Origin of the sequence: Azospirillum sp. A23, assembly GCF_042938965.1 — a bacterium.
GTDB lineage: Bacteria > Pseudomonadota > Alphaproteobacteria > Azospirillales > Azospirillaceae > Azospirillum > Azospirillum melinis.
This window is the reverse complement of record NZ_CP170669.1, coordinates 251,740-277,724: the sequence shown is the minus strand read 5'-3', so window position 1 is coordinate 277,724 and position 25,985 is coordinate 251,740. Positions and strand designations below refer to the sequence as shown.

Annotated in this window: 24 protein-coding genes; 19 read left to right on the top strand and 5 right to left on the bottom strand. The window is 70.3% G+C overall.

Features of this window, described 5'->3' with window-relative positions; translation table 11 throughout:
* Positions 1-3: 3 nt before the first annotated feature.
* On the bottom strand, positions 4-1,074 hold the full coding sequence (locus tag ABNQ40_RS33970; protein WP_199235289.1) for an amino acid ABC transporter substrate-binding protein: 1,071 nt from the start codon (positions 1,072-1,074) through the stop codon (positions 4-6).
* A 372-nt stretch (positions 1,075-1,446) separates the two neighbouring features.
* Between ABNQ40_RS33970 and ABNQ40_RS33965 the strand changes: the two genes are divergently transcribed.
* The 10 genes from ABNQ40_RS33965 to ABNQ40_RS33920 all read left to right on the top strand — a co-directional run bounded on the left by ABNQ40_RS33965 (position 1,447) and on the right by ABNQ40_RS33920 (position 12,320).
* Positions 1,447-1,638 (top strand): hypothetical protein, encoded by a 192-nt coding sequence (locus ABNQ40_RS33965; RefSeq protein ID WP_109049188.1) that lies wholly within the window; start codon positions 1,447-1,449, stop codon positions 1,636-1,638.
* Positions 1,639-1,707: 69 nt separating this feature from the next.
* On the top strand, positions 1,708-2,790 hold the full coding sequence (locus ABNQ40_RS33960; protein WP_109049189.1) for an isopenicillin N synthase family oxygenase: 1,083 nt from the start codon (positions 1,708-1,710) through the stop codon (positions 2,788-2,790).
* Between the two features lie 40 nt (positions 2,791-2,830).
* Positions 2,831-4,126, top strand: coding sequence for an O-acetylhomoserine aminocarboxypropyltransferase/cysteine synthase family protein (locus ABNQ40_RS33955; protein ID WP_109049190.1), 1,296 nt, complete (start codon positions 2,831-2,833; stop codon positions 4,124-4,126).
* 246 nt (positions 4,127-4,372) lie between these two features.
* Positions 4,373-6,028: an FAD-binding protein gene (locus tag ABNQ40_RS33950; RefSeq protein ID WP_109049191.1), complete on the top strand. Its 1,656-nt coding sequence runs from the start codon at positions 4,373-4,375 to the stop codon at positions 6,026-6,028.
* Complete coding sequence (locus ABNQ40_RS33945) at positions 6,025-6,366, top strand: ferredoxin family protein (protein ID WP_109049192.1); 342 nt, start codon at positions 6,025-6,027, stop codon at positions 6,364-6,366. The genes ABNQ40_RS33950 and ABNQ40_RS33945 overlap by 4 nt, the downstream gene beginning before the upstream one ends.
* A 34-nt stretch (positions 6,367-6,400) precedes the next feature.
* The gene (locus ABNQ40_RS33940; RefSeq protein WP_109049193.1) at positions 6,401-7,447 is read left to right on the top strand and encodes an ABC transporter substrate-binding protein; all 1,047 of its coding nucleotides are present in this window, start codon (positions 6,401-6,403) and stop codon (positions 7,445-7,447) included.
* A complete protein-coding gene (locus ABNQ40_RS33935; RefSeq protein ID WP_109049194.1) occupies positions 7,444-8,265 on the top strand; it encodes an ABC transporter ATP-binding protein in 822 nt (273 codons plus the stop codon). The genes ABNQ40_RS33940 and ABNQ40_RS33935 overlap by 4 nt, the downstream gene beginning before the upstream one ends.
* Positions 8,262-9,155, top strand: a complete 894-nt coding sequence (locus tag ABNQ40_RS33930) for an ABC transporter permease (protein WP_109049195.1) — start codon at positions 8,262-8,264, stop codon at positions 9,153-9,155. Before ABNQ40_RS33935 ends, ABNQ40_RS33930 begins: the two co-directional genes overlap by 4 nt.
* Positions 9,156-9,165: 10 nt before the next feature.
* On the top strand, positions 9,166-10,845 hold the full coding sequence (locus tag ABNQ40_RS33925) for an amidohydrolase (protein WP_199235290.1): 1,680 nt from the start codon (positions 9,166-9,168) through the stop codon (positions 10,843-10,845).
* Between the two features lie 2 nt (positions 10,846-10,847).
* On the top strand, positions 10,848-12,320 hold the full coding sequence (locus tag ABNQ40_RS33920) for an FAD/NAD(P)-binding protein (RefSeq protein ID WP_158285557.1): 1,473 nt from the start codon (positions 10,848-10,850) through the stop codon (positions 12,318-12,320).
* A gap of 9 nt (positions 12,321-12,329) precedes the next feature.
* Here the strand turns inward: ABNQ40_RS33920 and ABNQ40_RS33915 are convergent, their stop codons facing one another.
* The 4 genes from ABNQ40_RS33915 to ABNQ40_RS33900 are packed head-to-tail and all read right to left on the bottom strand — an operon-like array spanning position 12,330 to position 14,913.
* Positions 12,330-12,470 (bottom strand): hypothetical protein, encoded by a 141-nt coding sequence (locus ABNQ40_RS33915; RefSeq protein WP_199235291.1) that lies wholly within the window; start codon positions 12,468-12,470, stop codon positions 12,330-12,332.
* Positions 12,464-12,844 (bottom strand): hypothetical protein, encoded by a 381-nt coding sequence (locus ABNQ40_RS33910; RefSeq protein WP_199235292.1) that lies wholly within the window; start codon positions 12,842-12,844, stop codon positions 12,464-12,466. Before ABNQ40_RS33910 ends, ABNQ40_RS33915 begins: the two co-directional genes overlap by 7 nt.
* A gap of 36 nt (positions 12,845-12,880) precedes the next feature.
* Positions 12,881-13,228: a ferredoxin family protein gene (locus tag ABNQ40_RS33905; protein ID WP_109049197.1), complete on the bottom strand. Its 348-nt coding sequence runs from the start codon at positions 13,226-13,228 to the stop codon at positions 12,881-12,883.
* Positions 13,225-14,913: an FAD-binding protein gene (locus ABNQ40_RS33900; protein ID WP_109049198.1), complete on the bottom strand. Its 1,689-nt coding sequence runs from the start codon at positions 14,911-14,913 to the stop codon at positions 13,225-13,227. Before ABNQ40_RS33900 ends, ABNQ40_RS33905 begins: the two co-directional genes overlap by 4 nt.
* A gap of 294 nt (positions 14,914-15,207) precedes the next feature.
* On the opposite strand from ABNQ40_RS33900, the gene ABNQ40_RS33895 reads away from it, so the two are divergent.
* From ABNQ40_RS33895 to ABNQ40_RS33855, 9 genes are all read left to right on the top strand, one after another.
* The gene (locus ABNQ40_RS33895) at positions 15,208-15,501 is read left to right on the top strand and encodes a co-chaperone GroES (RefSeq protein WP_109049199.1); all 294 of its coding nucleotides are present in this window, start codon (positions 15,208-15,210) and stop codon (positions 15,499-15,501) included.
* 63 nt (positions 15,502-15,564) lie between these two features.
* Positions 15,565-17,196, top strand: coding sequence for a chaperonin GroEL (gene groL, locus ABNQ40_RS33890; protein WP_109049200.1), 1,632 nt, complete (start codon positions 15,565-15,567; stop codon positions 17,194-17,196).
* Positions 17,197-17,442: 246 nt separating this feature from the next.
* Complete coding sequence (locus tag ABNQ40_RS33885; RefSeq protein WP_211100350.1) at positions 17,443-18,558, top strand: ABC transporter substrate-binding protein; 1,116 nt, start codon at positions 17,443-17,445, stop codon at positions 18,556-18,558.
* A 60-nt stretch (positions 18,559-18,618) separates the two neighbouring features.
* Positions 18,619-19,815 (top strand): ABC transporter substrate-binding protein, encoded by a 1,197-nt coding sequence (locus tag ABNQ40_RS33880; RefSeq protein WP_109049202.1) that lies wholly within the window; start codon positions 18,619-18,621, stop codon positions 19,813-19,815.
* A gap of 20 nt (positions 19,816-19,835) precedes the next feature.
* Positions 19,836-21,674 carry an ABC transporter permease gene (locus ABNQ40_RS33875; protein WP_109049203.1) on the top strand — a complete coding sequence of 613 codons (1,839 nt, stop codon included), beginning with the start codon at positions 19,836-19,838 and terminating at the stop codon, positions 21,672-21,674.
* A gap of 7 nt (positions 21,675-21,681) precedes the next feature.
* Entirely contained in the window at positions 21,682-22,581 is a 900-nt protein-coding gene (locus tag ABNQ40_RS33870) for an ABC transporter ATP-binding protein (RefSeq protein ID WP_109049204.1), read from the top strand.
* 14 nt (positions 22,582-22,595) lie between these two features.
* A complete protein-coding gene (locus tag ABNQ40_RS33865) occupies positions 22,596-23,324 on the top strand; it encodes an ABC transporter ATP-binding protein (RefSeq protein ID WP_109049205.1) in 729 nt (242 codons plus the stop codon).
* 43 nt (positions 23,325-23,367) lie between these two features.
* The gene (locus ABNQ40_RS33860) at positions 23,368-24,837 is read left to right on the top strand and encodes an FAD/NAD(P)-binding protein (RefSeq protein ID WP_109049206.1); all 1,470 of its coding nucleotides are present in this window, start codon (positions 23,368-23,370) and stop codon (positions 24,835-24,837) included.
* A complete protein-coding gene (locus tag ABNQ40_RS33855; protein ID WP_391349355.1) occupies positions 24,834-25,952 on the top strand; it encodes a CMD domain-containing protein in 1,119 nt (372 codons plus the stop codon). Before ABNQ40_RS33860 ends, ABNQ40_RS33855 begins: the two co-directional genes overlap by 4 nt.
* Positions 25,953-25,985: the final 33 nt, after the last annotated feature.

Genomic DNA, 25,985 nt, shown 5'->3' with positions numbered 1-25,985 from the left:
TGCTCACCGGAAGGGCGGGGCGTAGAGCAGGCCGCCCTGGGTCCACAGCTTGTTGAAGCCGCGGTCCAGCCCGACCTTGGTCGCCGGCCCGACGTTGCGTTCGAAGATCTCGCCGTAATTGCCGACGGTCTTGACGATGGTGTAGGCGAATTTCGGGTCGAGCTTGGCCGCCTCGCCCAGGCTGGGATCGACGCCCAGGAACCGGCGGACCGTCGGATCGGCGCTGGTCAGGAAGCTGTCGATGTTGGCCTGGGTGATGCCCAGCTCCTCCGCCTGGATGGTGGCGTAGACCGCCCAGTTGACGATCTCCAGCCACTGGTCGTCGCCATAGCGGATGGCCGGGGCCAGCGGCTCCTTCGAGATGCGTTCGGGCAGCAGGACGTAGTCGTCGGGCTTGGGCAGCTGAGTGCGGGTGATCGCCAGATCGGAGGAATCCTGGGTCAGCACGTCGCAGCGGCCGCTGGCGAAGGCCTTCTGGTTCTCGGCGGTTTCCTCGATCACCACCGGCTTGAAGGCGATCTTGTTCTGCCGGAAGAAGTCGGTGATGTTCAACTCTCCGGTGGTGCCGGTCTGGACGCAGACGGTGGCGCCGTTCAGCTCCTTGCCCTTGCTCACCCCCAGCTTCTTCGGCACCAGCAGTCCCTGGCCGTCATAGAAGACCACCGGGCCGAAATGGAAGCCCAGCTTGGTGGCGCGGGTGAAGGTCTGGGTCACGCCGGAGAGCAGGATGTCGAACTCGCCCGATTGCAGGGCCGGCAGGCGCTGCTGCGGCGAGGAGGCGACGAACTGCACCTTGTCCGGGTCGTTGAACACGGCGATGGACAAAGCCCGTCCGAAATCGACGAAAAAGCCCTGCCAGCGGCCGTTGCTGTCGGGGGAGAAAAAGCCCGGCTGGGTGCCGACGCCGACCTTGATGCTGCCGCGCGCCTTGATCGCGTCCAGCGTAGGGCCGGCTTTGGCGGCGCCGGTCAGGGCGAGGCCGATGGCGAGGCTGAGGGCGCCGGCGATCAGGACGCGCGGCGACAGGCCGCTTCGGGGGGCCGGACGCGAAGTAGCCTGCGAAGGAGTGCGCATGGTGGTTTCCCGCAATGAGTTTGTTGTTTTGTGAAAGACGCGGAGCGCCGCAGTGAAAGGGCGCCCGACCTGCCGGGTCCGGTCGTGGACCGGCGATTGTCAGGGCAGCCGCGAAGGGGCAGCGCTTATTCCCTAATTAGCGGATAGGGAAATTGCCCTGTCAACGGTTTCGTGAAAATTTCCAAAACAACAAATTGAAATAGTTAAGCATGAATTTTTCAGGCCTATAAATCCACAATTATGATAGACAATACGAGTCTCCCGCGTAATGATCAGATGTGAAACCGAGAGGCCGACCGGAGCTCCGTCACCCCGGCGGCCGTGTCCAGCCTCAAGCCCTAACCTCCCAAGTCATTGCACTGGAACGCTATCATGGCCAATCCCCAGACGGCCCGCCGGGCCTCCGCCTCCGCAGCGTCCGACCAGACCATGGTCTGGATCCCGCTTCCGGAAGCCATGGGGATCTGTGCCGTGAATGATGGGCCGACGCCACAGGCGCCGGTCAGCCGGCTCTGGGCGCAGATGCGCGGCACCTGGCTGAAGGCGCGCAGCCGCACCGACTGAGCGGCCGCGCCACCTTCCACAAAATCCGATTTCACACGTCGCCGCACGCAAGCGGGCGTTCCCGAACGCATGTCCGCAAAGGAGAGTCCTGTGACCGCGCTTCCCTCCTCGGCCGAGCGGCCGCCGCTGCCGTTTCTCGATCTCGCCCGCCTGGACGGCGCTGCGGCGGACCGCGCCCTGTTCCTGTCGGAGCTGCGGGCGGCGATCCGCCGCTTCGGCGCCTTCTATGTGACCGGCCACGGGGTCGATCCGGCCTTCATCGACACAGTCTTCGACCTGTCGCGCGGCTTCTTCGCCCTGCCGGAGCAGGACAAGCTGTCCATCGAGATGGTCAACTCGCCCCATTTCCGCGGCTATACCCGCGCCGGCTGGGAGCGCACGCGCGGTCTGGCCGACTGGCGCGAGCAACTGGACGTCGGTGCGGAGCGGCCGGCCTTGCCCCAAGGTCCGGACCAGCCGCCCTGGGTCCGCCTGCAGGGCCCCAACCAGTGGCCGGAGGCCCTGCCGGAGCTGCGCCCGGCGGTGCTGCGCCTGCAGGATCAGCTGACCGCGGTGTCGCGGCGCATCCTGTCGACGGTGGCGGTGGCCCTGCGCCTGCCGGAGGATGCCTTCGATCCGATCCTGACCGAGCAGCCGACGCAGCTCGTCAAGCTGATCCGCTATCCGGGCCAGGACGCGGTTCCCGCCGACGATGTCCCCGCCGATGATGCCGGAGGGCAGGGCGTCGGGCCGCACAAGGACAGCGGCCTGCTGACGCTGGTTCTCCAGCACCGCCAGAGCGGTTTGCAGGTCGAAACCGACGGGGGCTGGGCCGACGTGCCGCCGGTCCCCGGCACCTTCGTCGTCAATGCCGGCGAATTGCTGGAACTGGCGACCGACGGCTATTTCCGCGCCGCGGTGCACCGGGTGGTGACGCCGCCGGCGGGGGTGGACCGGCTGTCGACCGCCTTCTTCCTGGGGGCCGGACTGGATGTCCGGGTGCCGGTGCTGCCGCTGCCGGACGATCTCGCCGCCGAAGCGCGCGGGCCGGAGCGCGACCCGCTGAACCCGCTCTACAGCTCGGTCGGGGAAAACACGCTGAAGAGCCGTCTGCGCTCCCACCCCGACGTGGCAAGCCGCCATTACGCCGATCTGGTCGGCGCCTCCGCCTGACCGGCACCGACAGCAAGAACCGAGAAAGAGGAACCGCCCGATGACCGACCGCAAGCCGCATTTCGAAACCCTGGCCGTCCATGGCGGCGCCTTCCGCGCCGATCCCGTCACCGGATCCGTCGCCGTGCCGATCCACCAGACGACCTCCTACCAGTTCCAGGACACCGCCCATGCCGAGCGCCTCTTCGCGCTTCAGGAGCTGGGCCACATCTACACCCGCGTCACCAACCCGACGGTCGAGGTTCTGGAACAGCGGCTCGCCGTGCTGGAGGGTGGTGCGGCGGCGGTGGCGGTCGCGTCCGGACAGGCGGCGTCCTTCTATTCGGTGCTGAATCTGGCGCAGGCCGGCGACAACATCGTCACCTCCACCGACCTCTATGGCGGAACCTGGAACCTGTTCGCCAACACGCTGAAGCAGATCGGCATCGAGGCGCGCTTCGTCGATCCGGCCGACCCGGAGAATTTCCGCCGCGCCACCGACGAGCGCACCCGCGCCTATTATGCGGAGACGCTGCCGAACCCGAAGCTGAACGTCTTCCCGATCCGCGAGGTCGCCGACATCGGCCTGGAGCTGGGCGTGCCGCTGATCGTCGACAACACCGCGGCACCGCTGACCGTGCGGCCCTTCGACCATGGCGCGGCGGTGACGATCTATTCGGCGACCAAATACATCGGCGGCCACGGCACCACCATCGGCGGCGTGCTGATCGACGGCGGCACCTTCCCGTGGGAGGCGCATGCCGCCCGCTTCCCGCTGCTGACCCAGCCCGACCCCAGCTATCACGGTGCGATCTGGACCGAGGCGGCGAAGCCGCTCGGCCCCATCGCCTATGCGCTGCGCGCCCGCGTCACCCTGCTGCGCGACATCGGCGCCGCCCTCAGCCCGCAATCGGCCTTCCAGCTGATCCAGGGGCTGGAGACGCTGCCGTTGCGCATCCGCCAGCACAACGCCAACGCCGGCATCGTCGCGAACTATCTGAAGACGCATGCCAAGGTGACGTCGGTCATCTTCCCCGGCCTGCAGGAGGGCGAGGCGCGGCGGCGCGCCGACACCTACCTGAAGGGCGGCTATGGCGGGCTGGTCGGCTTCGAACTGGCCGGCGGGGCGGAGGCGGGGCGGCGCTTCATCGACGCGCTGAAGCTGTTCTACCACGTCGCCAACATCGGCGACGCCCGGTCGCTGGCGATCCATCCGGCCACCACGACCCATTCCCAGCTGTCGCCGGAAGACCAGCTCGCCACCGGCGTCACCCCCGGCTATGTCCGCCTGTCGGTCGGCATCGAGCATCCCGACGACATCGTCGCCGACCTGGAGCAGGCGCTGGCCGAGGCATAACGCCCATCGCCCGGCGGTAGCGGTCTCTCTCGGCCCAGAATCACACTGCGCGGCCGGCACCATCCCCTCGGCGGGAGGTGCCGGCCGAAATTTTTCACAGATGTGCATATTTTGGTATGCGCAGTATCTCTACTGTGTAAGTATGATTTCAGGAAGAAAGAGCGACCCAAAGCAGTAATAGAAAGCTGTTCCGGAATCGCCGCTTCGCTCAATCCGCATGATCGACAGTCCCGGAGGGTTTTTCCGATGGCCAACGTGCCCGGCGCTCCTGTCAGTTCATCCGCCGCGTCCCTCGACCTTGAGACCGATGTCCTGATACTGGGGGGCGGTCCCGCCGGCACCTGGGCCGCCATTGCCGCTGCAACCGGCGGTGCCCGCACCATTCTGGCCGACAAGGGATTCTGCGGCACGTCCGGCGCCACCGCGGCGTCGGGAACCACGCTGTGGTATGTCGATCCCGATCCGGCCAAGCGCGCGGCGGCCAAGGCGTCGCGCGAGGGGCTGGGCGGCCATCTGGCCGACCATGGCTGGATGGACCGCGTGCTCGACCGCACCCATGTGGCGGTCGGCCAGCTCGCCGACTGGGGCTATCCCTTTCCACGCGATGCGGACGGGCGTGAGCGCCGCGTGTCGGTGCAGGGGCCGGAATATATGCGGCTGATGCGCCGCCGGGTGAAACAGGCCGGCGTGACGATCCTCGACCATTGCCCGGCGCTGGAACTGCTGGTCGATGACGACGGCGCCGTGGCCGGCGCCGTCGGCTTGCAGCGGCAGAAGGGCGGGCGCTGGACCGTGCGGGCGAAGGCGGTGGTCATCGCCACCGGCGGCTGCGCCTTCCTCAGCAAGGCGCTGGGCTGCAACGTGCTGACCGGCGACGGCCTGCTGATGGCGGCGGAGGCCGGGGCCGATCTGTCGGGGATGGAGTTCTCCAACGCCTACGCCATCGCCCCGGCCTTCGGCTCGGTGACCAAGACGCTGCTCTACCAGTGGGCCAGCTTCACCCGTGCCGACGGCGACCCCATTCCGGGGGCGGCTTCCAAGGGCGGCCGCTCCGTCATCGCGCGGGTGCTGACGACCGAACCGGTCTATGCCCGCCTCGACCGCGCCGAACCGGAATTGTGGGCGGCGATGCGTCAGGCCCAGCCGAACTTCTTCCTGCCTTTCGACCGCGCCGGCATCGACCCCTTCACCCAGCGCTTCCCGGTGACCCTGCGGCTGGAGGGCACCGTGCGCGGCACCGGCGGCCTGCGGCTGGTGGACGGGACCTGTGCCACCGCCGTCCCCGGCCTGTTCGCCGCCGGAGACGCCGCGACGCGCGAACCGATCTGCGGCGGCTTCACCGGTGGCGGCAGCCACAACGCCGCCTGGGCGATGTCGACCGGCCATTGGGCGGGGCTCGGGGCCGCCGACCATGCCCGTGCCTTGGGGGCCCGTGCTTTGGGAAATGGAACCCGCACCCTGCGGCGGGCGGGCGGTGCCGGATTGCAGGACGGGCCACGGGGCGGCGCGGCGGTCGATGCCGGCGGTCTGACCCGCGCCGTCCAGGCCGAGGTGTTCCCCTACGACATCAACTACTTCCGCACGGAGGAGGGGCTGACCGGCTCCCTCGGCCAGCTGGACCGGCTGTGGGCCGATGCCGCCGCGGCCATGCCGGCTTCCGCCGACACCGTCCTGCGTGTGCGCGAGGCGGCGGCGATGCTGGCGACCGCCCGCTGGATGTACCGTGCGGCGCTGGCCCGCACGGAATCGCGCGGCATGCACCGCCGAATCGACCATGCGGCCCTCGACCCGGCCCAGCGCCATCTGCTGACGGTCGGCGGCCTGGACGAGGTGCATGTCTCGACCCGCCCGGCGCCGGTCCGCGCGGATCCGACCGAGGCCGGCCGGGAGTTGGCCGCATGATCGAACTGATCAGCCCGACCCGCTGCACCGGCTGCAACATCTGCGTCTCCGTCTGCCCGATGGACGTGTTCCAGCCGACCGGCGGCGGCCGGGCCGACGGGGCCGCTCCCGTCATCGCCCGGCAGTCCGACTGCCAGACCTGCTTCCTCTGCGAAGCCCATTGTCCGGACGACGCCCTCTATGTCGCTCCCGATGCCGAAACGGTGACGGGGATCGCCGAGGACGCGGTTGCCGCCGCCGGCCTGTTCGGCAGCTACCGCCGCGCCATCGGCTGGACTGCCGCCCATCGCGAGAACCGTTCCGCCGACCAGACCTTCCGGCTGCTGGCGCCCCATTGAGCGCCCGGCCGCATCCGACAGGAGCCTTTCGATCATGACCGTGTTCGACCCCTCCGGCATTCGCCTGAACCGCCGTCGCCTGCTGACCGGTGCCGCTGTCACCGCCGGTATGCTGGCCGCCGGGCCGCTGTGGGCCGGCCGCGCGCAGGCCGCCGCGGCCAAGGCGACGCTCGCCTATGGCAGCACCGGCTACACCTGGGCGGTGCCCTTCGTCGCCGAGGCCGCCGGCACCTGGGCCGAGGCCGGCTTCGACCTGAGCACCATGGAGTTCGAGAGCGGGCGCGATTCGATGCAGGCGCTGCTCGCCGGCTCGGCCGACTTCTCCGCCTCGACCGATACGCCGGTGGTGTTCGCGGTGCTGCAGGGGCTGCGGCCGCTGATCCTGGTGAATTACAGCCGCTATTCGCGCGACATGAAGATCGTCGTCCGCAAGGATGGCGGCATCGATCCGGCGAAGCCGGCCAGCCTGAAGGGGCGCAGGATCGCCACCCGCGTCGGCACCTCCGGGCAATATATGCTGGCGAAATATCTGGAATTCGCCGGGCTGGCGCCGGGCGACGTCGAGGTGGTCGACCTCACCCCGAACAACATGACCTCCGCCCTGGTGCGCGGCGACATCGACGGCTTCGCCTGGAGCAGCCAGTCCGCCGCGGTGGCCGAGCGCCAGTCCGGTGGCAAGACCGCGGTGATGACCCAGGACGGGCTGGAGAAATTCTTCCAGAGCCATCAGCTGCTGCTGACCACCGAGAAGGTGGTGAAGGAGAAGCCCGAACTGGTGGCCGGCGCCATCCGGGCGTTGCAGGGGGCGGAACGCCGCATCCTGGCCGACGGCGGCTGGGCCGACCTGATCTCGCGCCGCATCCACACGCCGCCGAAGGAGATTCTGGAGGCGACCTCCGAGTTCACCTTCAAGATCGCCTTCGACGACCGCTTTGTCGACGATCTGGTGGCGGAGGCGGAATGGGCCATCGCCGCCGGCCTCGCCAAGCGACCGGCGGGGGATTTGCGCGCTCTGTTCCGCGGCCTGATCGTCGAGTCCCCGCTGAAGGCGGTGGCACCCGACCGGGTCACCCTGTCATGAGCGGGGTCACGGGCGGGGGCACGGGCGGGCCGCTGATCGATTTCGACCGCGTGTCGCAGATCTATGCGGCGCGCGACGGGTCGCCGGTCTGGGCGCTCAGCGACGTGTCGCTGCGGGTGGAGGCCGGCGAGTTCGTCTGCCTGATCGGCCCGTCCGGCTGCGGCAAGTCCACGCTGATCCATCTGCTGGCCGGCTTCCTCAAGCCGACGTCCGGCGCCGTGCGCTTCCGCGGCCGGCCGCTGGACGGGCCGGGGCCGGATCGCGGCGTGGTCTTCCAGGAATATGCGCTGTTCGCCTGGATGACCGCGCGGCAGAACGTCGAGTTCGGCCTGCGCATGCAGCGGGTCTCCGCCCCCGTCCGGCGCCGCCGGGCGCTGGAGGCGCTCGACCGGGTCGGGCTGCGCCATGCCGCCGACCGCTACCCGCACGAGCTGTCCGGCGGCATGCGCCAGCGCGTCGCCGTCGCCCGCGCCCTGGTGGTGGAGCCGGAGGTGGTGCTGATGGACGAGCCCTTCGCCGCCGTCGACGCCATGACCCGCACCACCTTGCAGGAGGACCTGCTGCGGCTGTGGCGGGAGACCGGGGTGTCGGTGCTGTTCGTCACCCACAACATCGACGAGGCGGTGTTCCTCGCCCAGCGCGTGGTGGTGATGGGGGCCGGGCCGGGGGTGATCCGCGAGGATCTGGCGGTCGATCTGCCCTATCCGCGCGACCGTGGTTCGGCTGAGTTCGGCCGGGAATATGCCCGCATCGCCGCGGCGCTGGCCCGCGGCAGCCAGAATGCCGACCGGACCGATGGCGAACGGAGGGCGGCGTGACGGCGGCGACGGATGACGCGGCCGGCACCGGCCTCTCCACCCCCCGGCGCCCGGCGGCGGAGGCGGCGTCCGACAGGGACGCCTTCGCCGAAGAGTTCCGCCGCGCCCATCGCCGCGGCCTGCGGCGGGCGGCCTGGCTGCGCGCCCTGCTGAACGTGACCGGCATCCTGCTGTTCCTGGCGGTCTGGGAGGCGGTGCCGCGGCTGGGCACCTGGGTCAATCCGGTGCTGCTGCCGCCGCCGTCGGCGGTGTTCGACAGCTTCGTCCCGATGCTGCTGTCCGGCGAGATCGCGGCCAACATCCTGGCCAGCCTGCGCCGGGCGGCGCTGGGCTTCGCCATCGCGACGGCGACCGGCGTGACGGCCGGGCTGCTGACCGCGCGCATCGGCCTGCTGCACCATGTCAGCGAGCCGATCCTGCATGGTTTCCGCTCCGTGCCCTCCATCGCGCTGGTGCCGCTGTCGGTCCTGTGGTTCGGCATCGGCGAAGGGTCGAAGGTGGCGCTGGTCGCCTGGGGCAGCTTCTTCCCGATCTGGATCACCACCTTCATCGGTGTGCGCGACGTGCCGGCCGCCTATCTGCGCTCCGCCGCCTGCCTGGGCGCCGGGCGGCTGGCGACGCTGCTTCTGGTGGTGCTGCCGGCCGCCCTGCCGATGATCCTGGCGGGCTTGCGCCAGGGCATCGCCGTCTCGCTGATCCTGCTGGTCGCCGCCGAGCTGTCCGGTGCGCGGGAGGGGGTCGCCTACATGATGTCCACCGGCCACCAGATGTTCCGGGTCGACATCATGCTGATCGGGCTGGTGCTGCTCGGCACCTTCGGCTTCATCGCCGACCGCCTGTTCGTGGCGCTGATCCGCCGCCTGTTCCCCTGGTACACCACCGCCTCGTGAGGATCGCCGGATGAGCGGACCGAGTTCTTCCCCCACCCTGATCCTGCGCAACGCCAACATCCTCACCTTCGATCCGGCCCGGCCGCGCGCAAGCGCGGTGGCGCTGGCCGGCGACCGCATCCTCGCGGTCGGCGGGGAGGAGGTGGCGGCGCTCGCCACCGCCGCCACCGAGGCCATCGACCTGGGCGGCGCGACGCTGATCCCAGGCTTCAACGACGCCCACGCCCATATGGAGCGCGAAGGGCTGAAGCGCCTGCGCCCCTCGCTGGCCGGTGCGCGCAGCGTGGGCGACATCCTGGAGCGGGTGCGGGCGGTGGCGGCACAGACGCCGCCCGGCCAGTGGATCGTCACCATGCCGATCGGCACGCCGCCCTTCTTCTTCGACGGTGCCGCGACGCTGGCCGAGGGGAGGCCGCCGGACCGGCACGAGCTGGACCGCGCAGCACCGGACCATCCGGTCTACATCCCCGGCCTGTTCGGCAACTGGGGCAAGCCGCCGGGGCACAGCGCGCTGAACAGCCGGGCTCTGGCGCTGAACGGCATCACCGCGGCGACCGTGCCGACCTGTGCCGGCGTGGAGATCCTGAAGGATGTGCGCGGCGAGCCGACCGGCGTGATCGTCGAGCACAACAGCCGCCCGACCGTCGAGTTCGACCTGCTGCCGGCGGTTCCCCGCTTCGGTTTCGCCGAACGGCTGGAAGGCGTGCGTCTGTCCCAGCGGCTCTACAACGCCCAGGGCACCACCAGCATCTACGAGGGGCACGGCTCCGCGCCGCAGACCATCTCGGTCTACCGCCGGCTGTGGGAGCTGGGGGAACTGACGGTGCGGGTCGGGCTGGTGGTCAGCCCGAGCTGGGCCGACATCGCCGAGGCGCGCCGCGCCATGCGCGACTGGCTAGCCCATGCGCGCGGCGCCGGGCTGGGCGATCCCTGGCTGAGGCTGTCGGGCGTCCACATCGCCTATGGCGGCGACCCGGCGGTCGCCTGCTGCGCCCGCGACAATCTGCCGGACACCGGCTGGTCCGGCTTCGTCGAGCAGGCGCTGACCCCGGCCGACTTCCGCGAGGCCTGCTTCCTGGCCGCCGAGCACGATCTGCGCCTGCACACCATCGTCAGCGACAGGCTGCACGAGGTGGTGCCGGTGCTGGAGGCGGTCAACGAACGCCATCCGCTGTCCGGCCGCCGCTGGGTGATCGAGCATATCGGCCGCGCCCGGCTGTCGGATCTGGAGGCGCTGAAGCGGCTGGACGTGCTGGTGACGACGATCCCGACCTACTTCCTGTGGAAGGGTGGGGCCGCCTATCTGGAGGAGCCGGATGGCGGCGATCTGGTGGTGCCGCACGCCCATCTGCTGCGGCTGGGCATTCCGACCGCCATCGCCACCGACAACATCCCGCACGATCCCTTCTTCACCCTGTGGTCGGTCTGCAACCGGCTGGAACGGACCAGCGGCCGGGTCATCGGACCCGACCAGCGGCTGGATGCCGAAACGGCGCTGCGGCTGTTCACCGTGGCCGGCGCCGCCCTGACCTTCGACGAGGGATGGAAAGGGCCGCTGCGTCCCGGCTTCGCCGCCGACCTCGCGGTGCTGTCGGAGGATCCCACCGCCATCGACCCGGACCGGCTGCGCGACCTGCGCTGCCGCCTGACGCTGGTCGGCGGACGGATCGTCCATCGCGAGGGGCTGTGACCGTGCCGCGGCCGTTGCGGATCGTCATCGTCGGTGCCGGCGTGTCGGGCAGCGGCGTCGCGGCCGGGCTGGTGCGCGCCGGTGCCGCGGGCGGCTTCTCCGCCGAGGTGGAGCTTGTGGACCCGCGGCCGTCGCCCGGGGCCGGGCTGACCTACGCGGCTGGCGGCGACCCGCGCCACCGGGTGAATGTTCCCTCCATCCGCATGGCGGCGGTGACCGGCCGGGAGGCCGGGGAGGCCGGGGAGGGGGGCGAGGAGGATTTCCATCGCTGGTGCCTGGAGCGCGGCGTGCTGGAGGCCGATCCGGCCGGCTGGGCGGACGGGCTGCATTATCCGGCGCGGTCGGTGTTCGGGCGTTATCTCGACGAGAGGCTGCGCCCGCTGTTCGCCGCGGCCGGGCCGGTGCGGGTGACCCACCGGCGCGACCGTGCCGTCGCCGCCCGCCGGCTGGCATCGCCGGAGGGAAGCGGGTTCGTCGTGGAACTCGCCGGCGGCAGGGTGCTGGAGGCCGATGCGCTGGTGCTGTGCACCGGAAACCCGAGGCCCGAACTGCCGGGTGTGCTGGCCGGGCTGGCGGGGCACCGGCGGGTCGTCGCCGATCCATGGGCGCCGGGCGCGCTCGATCCCATCGGCCGGACCGACCGGGTGCTGATCGTCGGCACCGGCCTGACCATGGGGGATGCGGTGTCGACGCTGATCGGCCGCGGCCATCGCGGGCCGCTGACCGCGCTGTCGCGCCACGGGCTGGTGCCGCGGCCCCGCCCTGCCGGGCATGCCGATTCCTGGACCGATTTCGCCGCCGATCCGCCTGCCGGAGTCCGGGACCTGCTGTGCCGGGTGCGAGCCGCTGTCGCGGACGCCGGCAGGCAGGGGCGGCCCTGGACCGACGTGCTCGAAAGCCTGCGTCTTCAGAACGCTGCCCTGTGGGCGGCCCTTTCCGCTGACGAGCGGCGGCGGTTTCAGCGCCATCTGCGGCCCTGGTGGGACGCCCACCGCTTCCAGGCGGCCCCGCAGGTCGCCCGGCTGGTGGCGTCCGCGCAGGCGGACGGACGTCTCGCGGTGCTGGCCGGACGGCTGGTCTCGGCGAGTGCCGATGATCATCCGTCCGGCGGCGGCGGCGGCGGCGGCGATGGAGGTGGCGGTCTGTGGGTCGTCCACCGGCCGCGCGGCGGCGAAACCCTGGTCGGGCGCGCTTACGATGCGCTGGTGAACTGCACGGGCGCCGGCCATGGCGCCATGTTCAGGCGCAATCCGGTGCTGGCCGCCCTCGCCGGCCAAGGGCTGATCCGGCCCGATCCGCTCGGCATGGGGGTGGAGGTCGACGGGCGGCACCGGGCGCTGGACGCCGATGGCCGGCCGGCATCCAACCTGTTCGTCGTCGGCCCACCGACCCGCGGCAGCCTGGGCGAGGTGATCGGCGCATCGGAGATCGTCCCGCATGCGCTGGCGGTGGCGGAGGCTCTGGCGGCGTCGTGAGGGTGCATCTCACGGCCGGCCGACGAAGCGCGGCGGCTGGAAGGCGCGGATCGGCGGCAGTGGGCCGGTGAAGCGCTCGACCTCCACCAGGGCGCTCTGGGCCGAACAGCCCTGGGCAAGGGCCGAGGTGCCGGTGTCGGGCGTCACCATGTTGGGATTGCCGTGGGCGTCGAGGCTGCCGTCGGTATCGGGATCCACCGGATCGGAGCGGGCGGCGGAGATGATCCTGGCCGGCAGGCCGTTGGGCAGGGCGAAGGCATGGGCGGCGCCGCCGGGAAATCGGCGAACTCCAGCGTGCAGGGGATGTCCTTCAACTGGCCGGAGGCCTCCAGCAGCGAGCGGATGGTGGACCGCTGGTCGCCGACCTTGAGGATGCCGCCGGCGGTGGCGCCGGTGGCGGCGAAGGCCGGGCGGGACAGCAGCGGGGCCGCCAGGGCGGGGGCCAGCAGTCCGGCGGCGGCGGCTTTGCCGGCTCCGCTCAGCAGGCGGCGGCGCGACAGGGTGGGCGGACGGTGCTCGGTCATCTTTGAAAATCCAGTTCGGGGAAGGCAGCGGCGGAATCAGGACAGGGCCCGGGCGCGGGCGAAAATCTGGTCCATCCGCCAATGTTCGTTGGCATAGCGCGGGTCGCCGGCCCATTCGTCCCAGCCGGATTCGCGGCGGTAGCGGCCGCGCTGGCCGGACCGCTCGACCTCTTCGGCGCTCACCGCGGCCGGCGTTTCGCAGTCGGGATCGACATAGAGCGCGTCGGGCTGGCAGTAGAGTTCGCACAGGAAGCAGGTCTGGCAGTCCTGCTGCCGGGCGATCACCGGCGGCCTGCCGCGGACGGCGTCGAAGACGTTGGTCGGACAGACGCGGACGCAGACCTGGCATCCGGTGCAGCGTTCGGCGATGACGAGACTGATCATGCGGCGCCTGCCTGGGTGGTGGCGGGATGTTCGAGAGGCTGGGGGGACGGGCCGTCGAAGCGGGACCGGAGCCGGTCCAGCCCGCCGACGATCAGGCGCCGGGCCAGCGCCGGGTCGCCGGCCGGGGCATCGACGCGCAGATGCATGCCGCGGCTTTCCGCCCGGTCGAGCGCGGCGCGGGTGCACCAGCGGGCGACGGCGGTCAGGGCGGCGCTCTCGCGCGCCTGTACCGTTTCCCCCGCCGTGGCGGCCCCTTCGCCATGCAGATGGTCGCGCAGGTCGCGCCACACCCCGTCCAGCAGCGACAGCGAGCGGGCCAGCGCCGGGCCGCGGCGGAAGATGGTCTTGTCGTAGGGCAGCATCTCGGCCTGGACCGCGGCGGTGACGGCGCGCGGATCGACCGCGGCGGCATGGCGCGCCGGGCGCAGTCCGGCCTGTCCCAGCGGACGGGCGGGACTGTCGGTGCGCCGGCCAGGGCGGGCCGCCCGCGCCGCGGCGGCGCGTCCGGCGATCACGCCCGACGACAGTGCCCAGGCGGCCAGGATGGCGCCGCCGCCCGACACCGCCCCCGCCACCGGTTCGCGCGTCGCGGCATCGCCGACGACGAACAGCCCGTCGGCGGCGGTGCCGCAGTCGTCGTCGGCCAGCCGGATGCCGCCGGACCCGCGGATGGTGCCCTCCGGCCGCAGCAGCACGGGAAAGCGTTGGGTGAAGGGATCGAGGCCGCCCCCTGCGCCGCCCCCTGCACCGCCGCGGTCGAAGGGCAGCATCATGTTGGGCTGCACCCGGCGCAGCCGCTCGCGGATGTCCGCCGGCATGCGGTGCAGGCTGCACAGCACCGGCCCTTCCAGCATGGCGCGGGCCAGCGTCCGGGTGGTGTCGCCGGGCGGCACGGCGATCTCGCGCCCCTCGCCGTCGTAATAGGAGGCGAAGGCGAAGGACATCGACCGGGTCATGGTCGAGTTGGCCGGAGCCACCGTGTGGTAGGTGGAGAACTCCATGCCGGAGAAATCCACCCCGGCCTCCGCCGCCATCAGATGGCCGTCGCCGGTGTTGGTGTGGCTGCCGAGAAGCCGCGATTTGAAGGCGCAGCCGCCGGTCGCCAGGATCACCGCCGCCGCGCGCACGGTCCAGGCCTCGCCCCGCTGGCGGCGCAGGCCCCGCGCGCCGACGATGGTCCCGTCAGTGTCGGCCAGCAGTTCCAGCGCCGGGCTCTGGTCGAGGATGCGGACGCCGAGCCTGTGGATCTTCCGGCGCATCGCCCGCAGATATTCCGGCCCGCGCAGGCCGCGGTACTGCACCGTTCCGGTCTCGTCGGTGGAGAAGTCGTAGACATCGGCGATGGTCGGCAGGGTGGTCCAGGTGATGTCGAGGATCCGCTCCATCCAGGCCGGGTCGGCGATGCCGCCGGCAATCGCCATGCGCTGGCGGATCGCCTCGGCCCGCGCGTCGGCGTCGGGGGGCACCCACCAGTGGCCGGGACCCGAGGTGGCGGCGACCCCGCTGGCCCCGCAATAGCCCTTGTCGGCCAGCACCACCCTGGCCCCGGCCTGTGCCGCCGCCAGCGCCGCCCAGGTTCCAGACAGGCCGCCGCCGATCACCAGCACATCGGCGGCGATGGGCGGCAACTCTGCGGTGGGCAACCCTGAGGCCGGCGGAGCGGTCGATACCCGGATGTTCGGCATTACTGTGAAACTCCGCCGCTTCGATGCATCTGTGTGTTGTTTCTTACAATACTGCGGCGGCACTCCGTCAATTTCGGAATGCTCATGATTCCGTTGAGTTTTTCAAATGATTCGGATGCCGTCGGTCCCAGCGGCCTCATAAATAACATAGGAAAAATGTATAAACAAAACACAAATCACTATCTTTACAGTAGGAATAAGCAGTGATTAAGCTCTGTCCCTACGGTGAATGCGGGGCGCCGCACATGACCCCCAGCGAGGCCCGAACGGGGCCCGAACCAGGAGACATCAGGCATGCCGTTCCGTCCGTTGCACGACCGCGTCGTCGTCCGCCGTGTGGCGCAGGAGGAAAAGTCGAAGGGCGGGATCATCATCCCCGACACCGCCAAGGAGAAGCCGCAGGAGGCCGAGGTGATCGCCGTCGGTCCCGGCGTGCGCGACGACCAGGGCCGCATCCATCCGCTCGACGTGAAGGTCGGCGACCGTGTGGTCTTCGGCAAATGGTCGGGCACCGAGATCAAGGTGCAGGGCGAGGATCTGCTGGTCATCAAGGAATCCGACATCGTCGGCGTGGTCGAGCCCGCCTGAGGCAGACCTGCCCGTTTCCGCTGGAACCCACCCAAAAAAGACTTCGATAAAAAGGACATCGCCATGGCCGCCAAGGACGTCAAATTCTCCGCCGATGCCCGCGACCGCATCCTGCGCGGCGTCGATACCCTCGCCAATGCCGTGAAGGTCACGCTGGGTCCGAAGGGCCGCAACGTCGTGATCGAGAAATCCTTCGGCGCCCCCCGCATCACCAAGGACGGCGTGTCTGTCGCCAAGGAGATCGAGCTGGCCGACCGGTTCGAGAATCTCGGCGCCCAGCTGGTGCGCGAGGTGGCCTCCAAGACCGCCGATCTGGCCGGCGACGGCACCACCACCGCCACGGTGCTGGCCCAGGCCATCGTCCGCGAGGGCGCCAAGGCCGTCGCCGCCGGGCTGAACCCGCTGGACCTCAAGCGCGGCATCGACCGCGCCGTCGCCGCGGTGATCGCCGACGTGAAGGCGCGGGCCAAGACCATCTCCACCAACGACGAGGTGGCGCAGGTCGGCACCATCTCCGCCAACGGCGAGCGCGCCATCGGCGCCATCATCGCCGAGGCGGTGTCCAAGGTCGGCAACGACGGCGTCATCACGGTGGAGGAGGCCAAGAGCCTGGAGACCGAGTTGAACGTGGTCGAAGGGTTGCAGTTCGACCGCGGCTATCTCTCGCCCTACTTCGTCACCAACGCCGAGAAGCTGGTCGTCGATTTCGACAACCCCTACATCCTGATCCACGACAAGAAGCTGTCCAGCCTGCAACCGCTGCTGCCGGTGCTGGAGGCGGTGGTGCAGTCCTCCCGCCCGCTGCTGATCGTCGCCGAGGATGTCGAGGGCGAGGCGCTGGCGACGCTGGTGGTCAACAAGCTGCGCGGCGGGCTGAAGATCGCCGCGGTGAAGGCGCCGGGCTTCGGCGACCGCCGCAAGGCGATCCTGGAGGACATCGCCATCCTCACCAACGGGCAGGTGATCAGCGAGGACATCGGCCTCAAGCTGGAGACCGTCTCGCTGGCCGATCTCGGCACCGCCAAGCGGGTGGTGATCGCCAAGGAGGAAACGACGGTGATCGACGGCGCCGGCGGCCGCGAGGCCATCGACGCCCGCATCGCTCAGATCCGCGCCCAGATCGAGGAAACCACCTCGGACTACGACCGCGAGAAGTTGCAGGAGCGGCTGGCCAAGCTGTCGGGCGGCGTCGCGGTGATCCGCGTCGGCGGCTCGACCGAGGTCGAGGTGAAGGAGCGCAAGGACCGCGTGGACGACGCCGTCCATGCCACCCGCGCCGCCATCGCCGAGGGCATCGTGCCCGGCGGTGGCGTCACCCTGCTCTATGCCACCCGCGCCATCGATGCGGTGGTGCCGGTCAACGACGACGAGCGCGTCGGCATCGACATCGTGCGGCGCGCGCTTCAGGCGCCGGTGCGACAGATCGCCGAGAATGCCGGGGCCGACGGGTCGGTCATCGTCGGCAAGCTGCTGGAGGGGGGCGACACCGCCTTCGGCTACGACGCGCAGACCGGCGAGTTCACCGACCTGCTGAAGGCCGGCATCATCGATCCGGCCAAGGTCGTGCGCATCGCCTTGCAGGACGCGGCGTCGGTCGCCGGCCTGCTGATCACCACCGAGGCGCTGATCGTTGAGCGTCCGGAACCGAAGTCCCCGGCTGCACCGGCCGGGGCCGGCGGCGGTTACGATTTCTGATCGCGACCGTCCGGGTGCCGGCGGGCGCTGCGACCCTTGTCCTTCCGGCGCTCCGCCCCGTCGGCGTCCCGTCCTCCCGTGCCTGAAGCCGCCGCCCGTCAGCGGGTCCACGCCCCGGTTCCGGGCGGCGGTCCTTTTTCGAATTCGTGCCGAAAGCCTTTTGGAGACGACGCCATGCCCCAGCCCGCGCTTTCCCGACGTTCAGTGCTTTTCCACACCCTGGCCGGAGGTTTGGCGCTCGCCTGCATGACGATGTCCGGCGGCTCGGCCAATGCGGCGGAGGCGGCGGGCGAGCCGCTGTGGTTCGGCGTCAGCGGGCCGCTGACCGGTCCCAGCGCGCAGTATGGCGCGCAGTGGAAGAAGGGCTTCGACCTGGCGCTCGACCAGATCAATGCCGCCGGCGGGGTGAAGGGCCGTCCGCTGCGCTACGTGTTCGAGGACAGCCAGAACGATCCGCGCCAGTCCATCGCCATCGCCCAGAAATTCGTCTCCGATCCCAAGATCCTGATCGAGCTGGGCGACTTCTCCAGCCCGGCGTCGATGGCGGCCTCGCCGATCTACCAGCGGGCCGGGCTGGTGCAGTTCGGCTTCACCAACTCGCACCCCGACTTCACCAGGGGCGGCGACTTCATCTGGAGCAATTCCATCAGCCAGGCGGAGGAGCAGCCGAACGTCGCCGATTTCGCGGTCACCTCGCTGAAGCTCAAGCGGCTGGCGGTGCTGCACCTCAACACCGACTGGGGCCGCACCAGCAAGGACATCTTCGTCAAGGCGGCGAAGGAGCGCGGGGCGGAGGTCGTCGCCACAGAGGGTTACCTGCCCGACGAGAAGGACTTCCGCTCCACCCTGGTGCGGGTGCGCGAGGCCAATCCCGACGGCATCGTCCTGATTTCCTACTATGCCGACGGGGCGGCCATCGCCCGGCAGCTGAAGCCTGTCGGCCTCACCCAGCCGGTGGTCGCGGTGGGGTCGGTCTATTCGCCCAAGTTTCTCGAACTGGGTGGCGAGGCGGTCAACGGCGTCCACACCCGCGCCAACTTCTTTCCAGCGGAACCTCGTCCGGAGGTGCAGGGCTTCGTCGCCGCCTACCGTGCGAAGTACCAGGAAGAGCCGGACGCTTTTTCCGCTTACGCCTATGACGCGGTGCTGGTGGCGCAGCGGGTGATCGAGGAGGGCGGCACCGACCGCACCGCGATCCGCGACGCCTTCCCCCGCGTGAAGGACATCCCCAGCGTCATCTTCGGCAAGGCGACCTTCGATCCCGAGACGCGCCGCGTGTCCGGCGTGCGCAACGTCAAGCTGGTGGTCAGGGACGGCGCCTTCGCCCTGTGGGACGGCAGCGTCCCCGCCGCCACCAACTGATCCGGATTCTAAAGTTTGAAAGTCAGTCTTTTGAAAGCCAGTTCTTTGAAAGTAGGCCCGATGCTCGATCTGTTTCTCCGGTCCACCGCGCTGGTTGCCGGCACCCTGTCGCTGCTGACCGCGCTCGGCGTCGTCCAGCCGGCCTTCTCGCAGCCCGCCGATCCGGCGAAGGAACCGGTTGTGCTCGGCGTCAGCGGGCCGTTGACCGGCCAGTACGCGCAATATGGCGCGCAATGGCAGCGCGGCTTCGATCTGGCGCTGGAGCAGGTGAATGCCGGCGGCGGCATCCAGGGCCGTCCGCTGCGCGTCCAGTTCGAGGACAGCCAGAGCGATCCCAAGCAGACCGTCGCCATCGCCCGTAAATTCGTCGCCGACAGCCGCATCGTCGCCGAGTTGGGCGACTTCACCAGCGCCGCATCGATGGCGGCCTCGCCGATCTACCAGAATGGCGGGCTGGTGCAGTTCGGCTTCACCAACTCGCACCCGGATTTCACCAAGGGTGGCGATTTCGTCTGGAGCAACGCGCTCAATCAGGCGGAGGAGATGCCGGTCCTGGCCGATTACGCGGTGACGGCGCTGGGTCTGAAGCGCGTCGCCCTGCTGTTCATCAACAACGACTGGGGCCGCACCAGCAAGGACCTGTTCGCCAGGGCGGCCAGGGAGCGCGGGGCGGAGGTGGTCGGTGCCGAGGGCTATCTGGCCGACGAGAAGGATTTCCGCTCCGCCCTGGTGCGGGTGCGCGACACCAAGCCGGACGGCATCGTGCTGGTCTCCTACTATGCCGACGGCGCCCAGATCACCCGCCAGTTGCGCGAGGCCGGATTGACCCAGCCGGTGGTCGCCGCCGGGTCGGTCTATTCGCCCAAGTTCCTGGAGCTGGGCGGGGCGGCGGTCGAAGGCGTCCACACCACCACCCCCTTCTTCCCCGGCGACCCGCGGCCGGAAGTGCAGACCTTCGTCAAGGCCTACACCGGCAAATACGGTGTCGAGCCGGATGCCTATTCCAGCCGCGCCTATGACGCGCTTCTGCTGCTGGCGACGGTGATCCGGCAGAGCGGCACCGACCGCACCGCCGTGCGCGACGGGCTCGCCACCGTCAAGGATGCGCCGAGCGTCGTCTACGGCACCGTCCGCTTCGATCCGCAGACCCGCCGCGTCGACAAGCCGCTGAGCACGCGGCTCGTTGTGAAGAATGGTGCCTTCGCCCTGTGGGAGCAGGCGGGGCGGGAACAGCCGGCCGTCAAGGCTTCGAACTGACGCCGGAAGGACCGACCATCGTGTTTCCCACCACTCTCGGCCCGTGGCTCGACTACACCATCAACGGGCTGGTCATCGGCAACATCTATGCGCTGCTGGCCGTCGGTCTGGCGCTGATCTTCGGCGTCTCGCACCTGATCAACTTCGCCCATGGCTCAGTCTACATGGTCGGCGCCTATATCGGCTGGCTGTGCGTGACGAAGCTCGCCCTGCCGCTGCCGGTGACCTTCGTCACGGTGGCCGCCGGCTGCGGGCTGCTGGGGGCGGTGATCGAGCGGGTCGGCCTGCGCCCGCTGCGCAACGCCCCGCGCATCGCCCCGCTGCTCGCCACCATCGGCCTGTCGGTGGTGCTCGACCAGTCGGCGCAGCTGCTGTTCAGCCCCGACCCGCGCGCGCTGCCGACCCAGCTGCCGAGCTGGCGCATCGCCATCGGCGGCGGCAGCATCGGCGCGCTCGATCTGCTGATCGCCGGGGTTGGCATCGGCAGCGCCGCCCTGCTCTACGGCTTCCTGCGCTTCACCAAGCTGGGCTGGGCGGTGCGGGCGACGGCGCTCGACCGCGACGCGGCGCAGCAGTGCGGCGTCGACGTCGACAAGGTGAACCGCACGGTGTTCGCCATCGCCTCGGCGCTGGGCGGGGTCAGCGGCCTGTTGGTCGGCATGTATTACAACACCATCGATCCCAACATGGGCTTCCAGGCCGGATTGAAGGGCATCGTCGCCCAACTGATCGGCGGCGTCGGCAACGTGCCGGGCGCCATCGCCGGCAGCCTGCTGCTGGGGCTGATCGAGAGTTACGGCATCGCGCTGTTCGGCACCAGCTACCGCAACCTGTTCGCCTTCGTGGCGTTGATCCTGATCCTGGTGCTGCGGCCCAACGGTCTGTTCGCCCGCGCCCGCCGCCTGCCGCCGGAGCCATTGACCGGCACCTTCATCGCCCCCAGCCGGCCGCTGGTCCTGCCGAATTGGGCGGTGTGGGCGCTGGCCGCCGCCGCACTCGCCCTGCCGCTGGTCGTGCAGCAGCCCTATCTGTTGCAGACGCTGGGCAATGCCTGGCTCTACGCCCTGCTGGCGCTCAGCCTGACGCTGGTCGCCGGCACGGTCGGGCAGGTGTCGCTCGGCCATGCCGGGCTGCTCGCCATCGGCGCCTATGCCTCCTCGCTGCTGGCGCTCGATGCCGGGGTGCCGGTGCTGCTGGCGGTGCCGCTGGCCGGGCTGGTGGCGGCGGCGCTGGGCACGGCGCTGGTCTATCCCGCCTTCCGGCTGCGCGGCCATTACGTCTCCATCGCCACGCTGGCGGTGGGCGAGATCGTGACGCTGGTCATCCTCAACTGGGAAAGCCTGACCCGCGGCCCGATCGGCGTCACCGGCATCCCGCCGCTGTCGGTGGCGGGCAAGCCTCTGGTCAGCGGGCAATGGGTCTATTGGGTGCCGCTGGCCGTCCTGCTGGCCTTCGCCGCCCTGCAATCGCGCCTGCTGAACTCCCATCTCGGCCGCACGCTGCGGGCGATCCGCGAGGACGACGTGGCGGCGCGCTCCTACGGCGTCGACCTCAACCGCTACAAGGGGCTGGCCTTCGCGGTGGCGGGATTCATCGCGGGGGTAGGCGGCGCGCTGATGGCGCATTTCTACTCCTACATCAACCACGAGACCTTCCCGGCGCCGGTGTCGATGCTGGCGCTGACCATGGTCATCCTCGGCGGGCTCGGCAATGTCGCCGGGGCCGTGCTGGGGGCGGCGGTGCTGGTCGGGCTGCCGGAGCTGTTCCGCGCGGCGGCCGAATACCGCATGCTGATCTACGGCGTCGTCCTGCTGCTGCTGATCCGCTTCCGCCCGCAGGGCCTTCTGGGAACGGTGTGAGGACGCCATGGCGAACGAGCCGAAGAAACCCCTTCTTAAGATCGCCGGCCTGACCCGCCGTTTCGGCGGGCTGACCGCGGTCAATGGCCTGTCGTTGACGGTGGGGCAGGGCGAGCTGGTCAGCATCATCGGCCCGAACGGCGCCGGCAAGACCACCCTGTTCAACCTGATCTCCGGGCTCGACGCGCCGGATGCGGGGTCGGTCACTTTCGAGGGCCGCGACGTCACCGGCCTCTCCGCCGAACGGCTGGCCGCCCTCGGGCTGGCCCGCAGCTTCCAGCACGGCCGGGTGTTCGGCAACCTCAGCGTTCTCGACAATGTGCTGGTCGGCGCCCACACCCGCCTGCGGGCGGTGAAGCCGCGGATTCCGCTGGTGGGGCCGCTGGTGGAACTGGCGCTGGCGCTGATCCGTCCCGCCTCCGTCCGGGCGGAGGAGGAGCGTCTGCGCGCCGAGGCGAGGGAGATCGTCCGGATGTTCGGCGAGCGGTTGACCCCGCGCCTCGACAAGCCGGCGCACAGCCTGTCCTACGCCAACCGCCGCCGGGTGGAGATCGCCCGCGCGCTGGCCCTGCATCCCCGCCTGCTGCTGCTGGACGAGCCGACCGCCGGCATGAACCCGACCGAGACGGCGGAGATGCTGGAGATCATCCGCGGCCTGAAGGCGCGCGGACTGACCATCCTGCTGATCGAGCACAAGCTGGATCTGGTGATGCAGCTGTCCGACCGGGTGGTGGTGATGGACCATGGCGCCCGCATCGCCGAGGGGGCGCCGGCCGCCGTCGCCGGCGATCCGGCGGTGATCGAGGCCTATCTCGGCCATAAGGCGGTGGGCGCCGCGAACCAGGATACGGGCCAGGATACGGGCCAGGACGGGGACGCCACCGTCCCGGTCCGGATCGCGCATTGAGGGGGACCGGCGGAATGACCGACGCCTTGCTGCGGCTCGACCGCGTGAACAGCTTCTACGGGCCGGTGCAGGTCCATTTCGACCTGTCGCTGGAGGTGCCGCGCGGGCAGATCGTTTGCCTGCTGGGCGGCAATGCCAGCGGCAAATCCACCTCGATGAAGATCATCCTGGGGCTGCTGAAGCCGCGCTCCGGGCAGGTGGTCTTCGACGGGCAGCCGCTGACCGGCCTCACCACGCCGCAGATCGTCCGGCGCGGCATCGGCTCCGTGCCCGAATCCCGCCGCCTGTTCGGCACCATGACGGTGCGCGAGAATGTGCTGATGGGCGCCTACACCCGCAGGGACGCCAAGTCGGTGGCGGAGGATTACGACGGCGTCCTCGACCTGTTCCCCAAGCTGCGCGAACGCCATGCCCAGCAGGCCGGCACCCTGTCGGGCGGGGAGCAGCAGATGGTGGCGATGGCCCGCGCCCTGATGGGCCGTCCGCGGCTGATCGTGATGGACGAGCCGACGATGGGCCTGTCGCCCTTGCATGTCGACCGCGTGCTGGAGATGATCCAGACCATCAACCGGCAGGGCGTGAGCATCTTCATGGTGGAACAGAACGCCAGCCTCGCCCTGCAGATCGCCCATCGCGGCTATGTGCTGCAAACCGGACGCATCGTGCTGTCCGGTCCGGCCGCCGACCTCGCCCGCGACCCGCAGATTCGCGACGCCTATCTGGGCGGTGCCCAGGCCGCTTGACGCCGCCCGCCTGACGCAGCATTTCCGACAGGACCCTCTTCCGATGACCAAGGACAACTCCGCCGTGCCTTCCACCGTTGCAGACCCCGGCCCCAGCTCGCTGGAGGAGCTGGAGGCGCGGCTCGCCCGCGATCTCGACCTGCTCACCCTGCCGCCGGCCGACTGGGTGCCGGCGCGGGACGGCGTCCCCGGGGGCGTTCTCGATGTCGCCATCGTCGGCGCCGGCATGGCCGGGCTGACGGCCGCCTTCGCCCTGCGCAAGGTCGGCATCTCCAACATCCGGCTGTTCGACCGCGCCCCTGCCGGCCGCGAGGGGCCGTGGGGGACCTATGCCCGCATGGAGACCCTGCGGTCGCCCAAGACGCTGACCGGTCCGGCGCTGGGTTTCGCCAACCTGACCTTCCGCGCCTGGTTCGAGGCGCAGTTCGGCCGCGCCGCCTGGGATGCGCTGTTCCGCATCCCGCGCCTGCAATGGCTGGACTACCTGACCTGGTACCGCCGCGTCACCGGCGCGCCGGTGCGGAACGACACCGCCTTGACGGCGATCGCCGGTGACGCCGACGGCGTGACCCTCGACCTCGACGGTCCGGAGGGGCGGCAGCGGGTGCGGGCGCGCCGGGTGATCCTGGCGAACGGGCGCGATGGTCTGGGCGGCCCCTTCGTCCCGGCCTTCTGGAAGGCGGTGGACAAGCGGTTCTGGAGCCATGCCCATGAGCCCATCGACTTCGACGGCCTGAAGGGCAGGACGGTCGCGGTGCTCGGTGCCGGCGCCGGGGCGGTGGACAATGCGGCGGAGGCGCTGGAGCGGGGTGCCGCCAAGGTCTACATGCTGATCCGCCGGGCGGAGCTGCCGCGCATCAACAAGAGCCTGGGCGCCGGCCATCCCGGCATCGTTCTCGGCTTCCACACCCTGTCGGACGAGCGGCGCTGGGCCTACAACCAGTACATCGCCGACACCGGCGTGCCGGCGCCGCACAATTCCATGCTGCGCTGCTCGCGCCATCCCAACTTCTCGCTGCTGACCGGCTGCGCCGTCGAGGCGGCGGAGGCCGAGGGCGGCCGTCTGGTCCTGCGCACCGGACGCGGCACGGTGACGGTCGACCACGTCATCCTCGCCACCGGCTTCGCGCTCAATTGGGAGCAGCGGCCGGAACTGGCGGAAATCGCCCGCCACACCCTGCTGTGGCGCGACCGCTATGTCCTTCCCGGCCATGAGGCCGGCGAGTTCGCCCAGCATCCCTATCTCGGCGCCGATTTCGAGTTCCTTGAGCGCACCCCCGGCGAGGCGCCCTGGCTGAACCGCATCCATGCCTTCAACTACGCCGCGGTGCTGAGCCACGGCAAGGTGACCGGCGACATCCCCGGCATCAGCGCCGGGGCGGAGCGTCTGGCCGACAGCATCACCGCTGCGCTGTTCACCGAGGATTACGATTACCACTGGCAGCGGCTGATCGGGTTCGAGACGCCGGAACTGCTGGGCGACGAATGGACCGAAGCGGAGGATTTCCGATGACCGCCACCAGCAGCGCCACCGCCAGCGATACCGCCGCCATCGGCACCGGTGACGGCGTCGCCCAGGTCGCCCCCGACCTGATCGACCGGCTGGCCGGCCTGTCCGACGCTTCCCCGCTGCTGGCCCTGCGCGCCCGCCGGGCGGAGATCCGCAGCCGCACCCAGGCGGCGCACGACGCCCTGCTGGCGCCGCGGCGGCCCGGCCTGTTTTCCGCCGCCGAGCGCGCCGCGGTGGCCGAACGCATCGCGGCGCTGGCCGGCAACGACGCGCTCGCCGCCCATTACCGCGGGCTCGCCGCCGGTGCCGATGCGCGCCCGGCCCTGGTCGCCCATGCGGAACGGGTCACCCGGTCCCCGCGTCAGTCCCGGCCGGAGCATCTGGGCGCGCTGGAAGCGGCGGGGCTGGATGCGCACGGCATCGTCGCGCTGTCGCAGCTGATCGCACTGGTGAACTATCAGGTCCGCCTGCTCGCCGGACTGCGGGCGCTGGCGGGGGGTGGGGCGGAACCGCCGTCCGGGCCGCTGCCCGCCGGGGCACCGGTGCCGGTCGATGCGGACATCGGCTTCACCACCGACGTGCTGGACTGGAAGCCCTGGCTGCCCCCCGTGGTGCTGGAGGATGCGACGGAGGAGCAGCGGCTCGCTCTGGCGGTGACGCCGTCCAACGTCGCCATCGGCGCCTATTCGCTGGTGCTGGCGCATGAGCCGGAATCGCTTCTGCACCGCACGCCGCTGTTCAACGGCATCATGTACGCCCCGCGCGGCCTGCCCCGGGCCGAGCGGGAGTTCGCGACCGCCGTGGAATCGGTGCTGAACGGCTGTGTCTATTGCGCCTCCGTCCACGCCCGCCGCTTCGTCGAGCTGACCGGGGGCAGGGACGCTGTCGATCTGCTGTTTGCGGGGGGGATTTCCGGCCAGGACGATCCGCGCCGGCAGGCCATCGCCCAGGCCGCCGCCCGCCTGACCGCCACGCCGGCCGCCCTGACGGCGGAGGATGTCGCAGCGCTTCGCCGGGCCGGGGTGGAGGACGGCGAAATCCTGAATATCGTCCTGGCGGTCGCGATCTTCGCCTGGGCCAACCGCCTGATGCTGAGCCTGGGCGAGGCCGTGCGCTGAACGGAGCCTCGGCCGGACCGAAAGGCCTGTCCG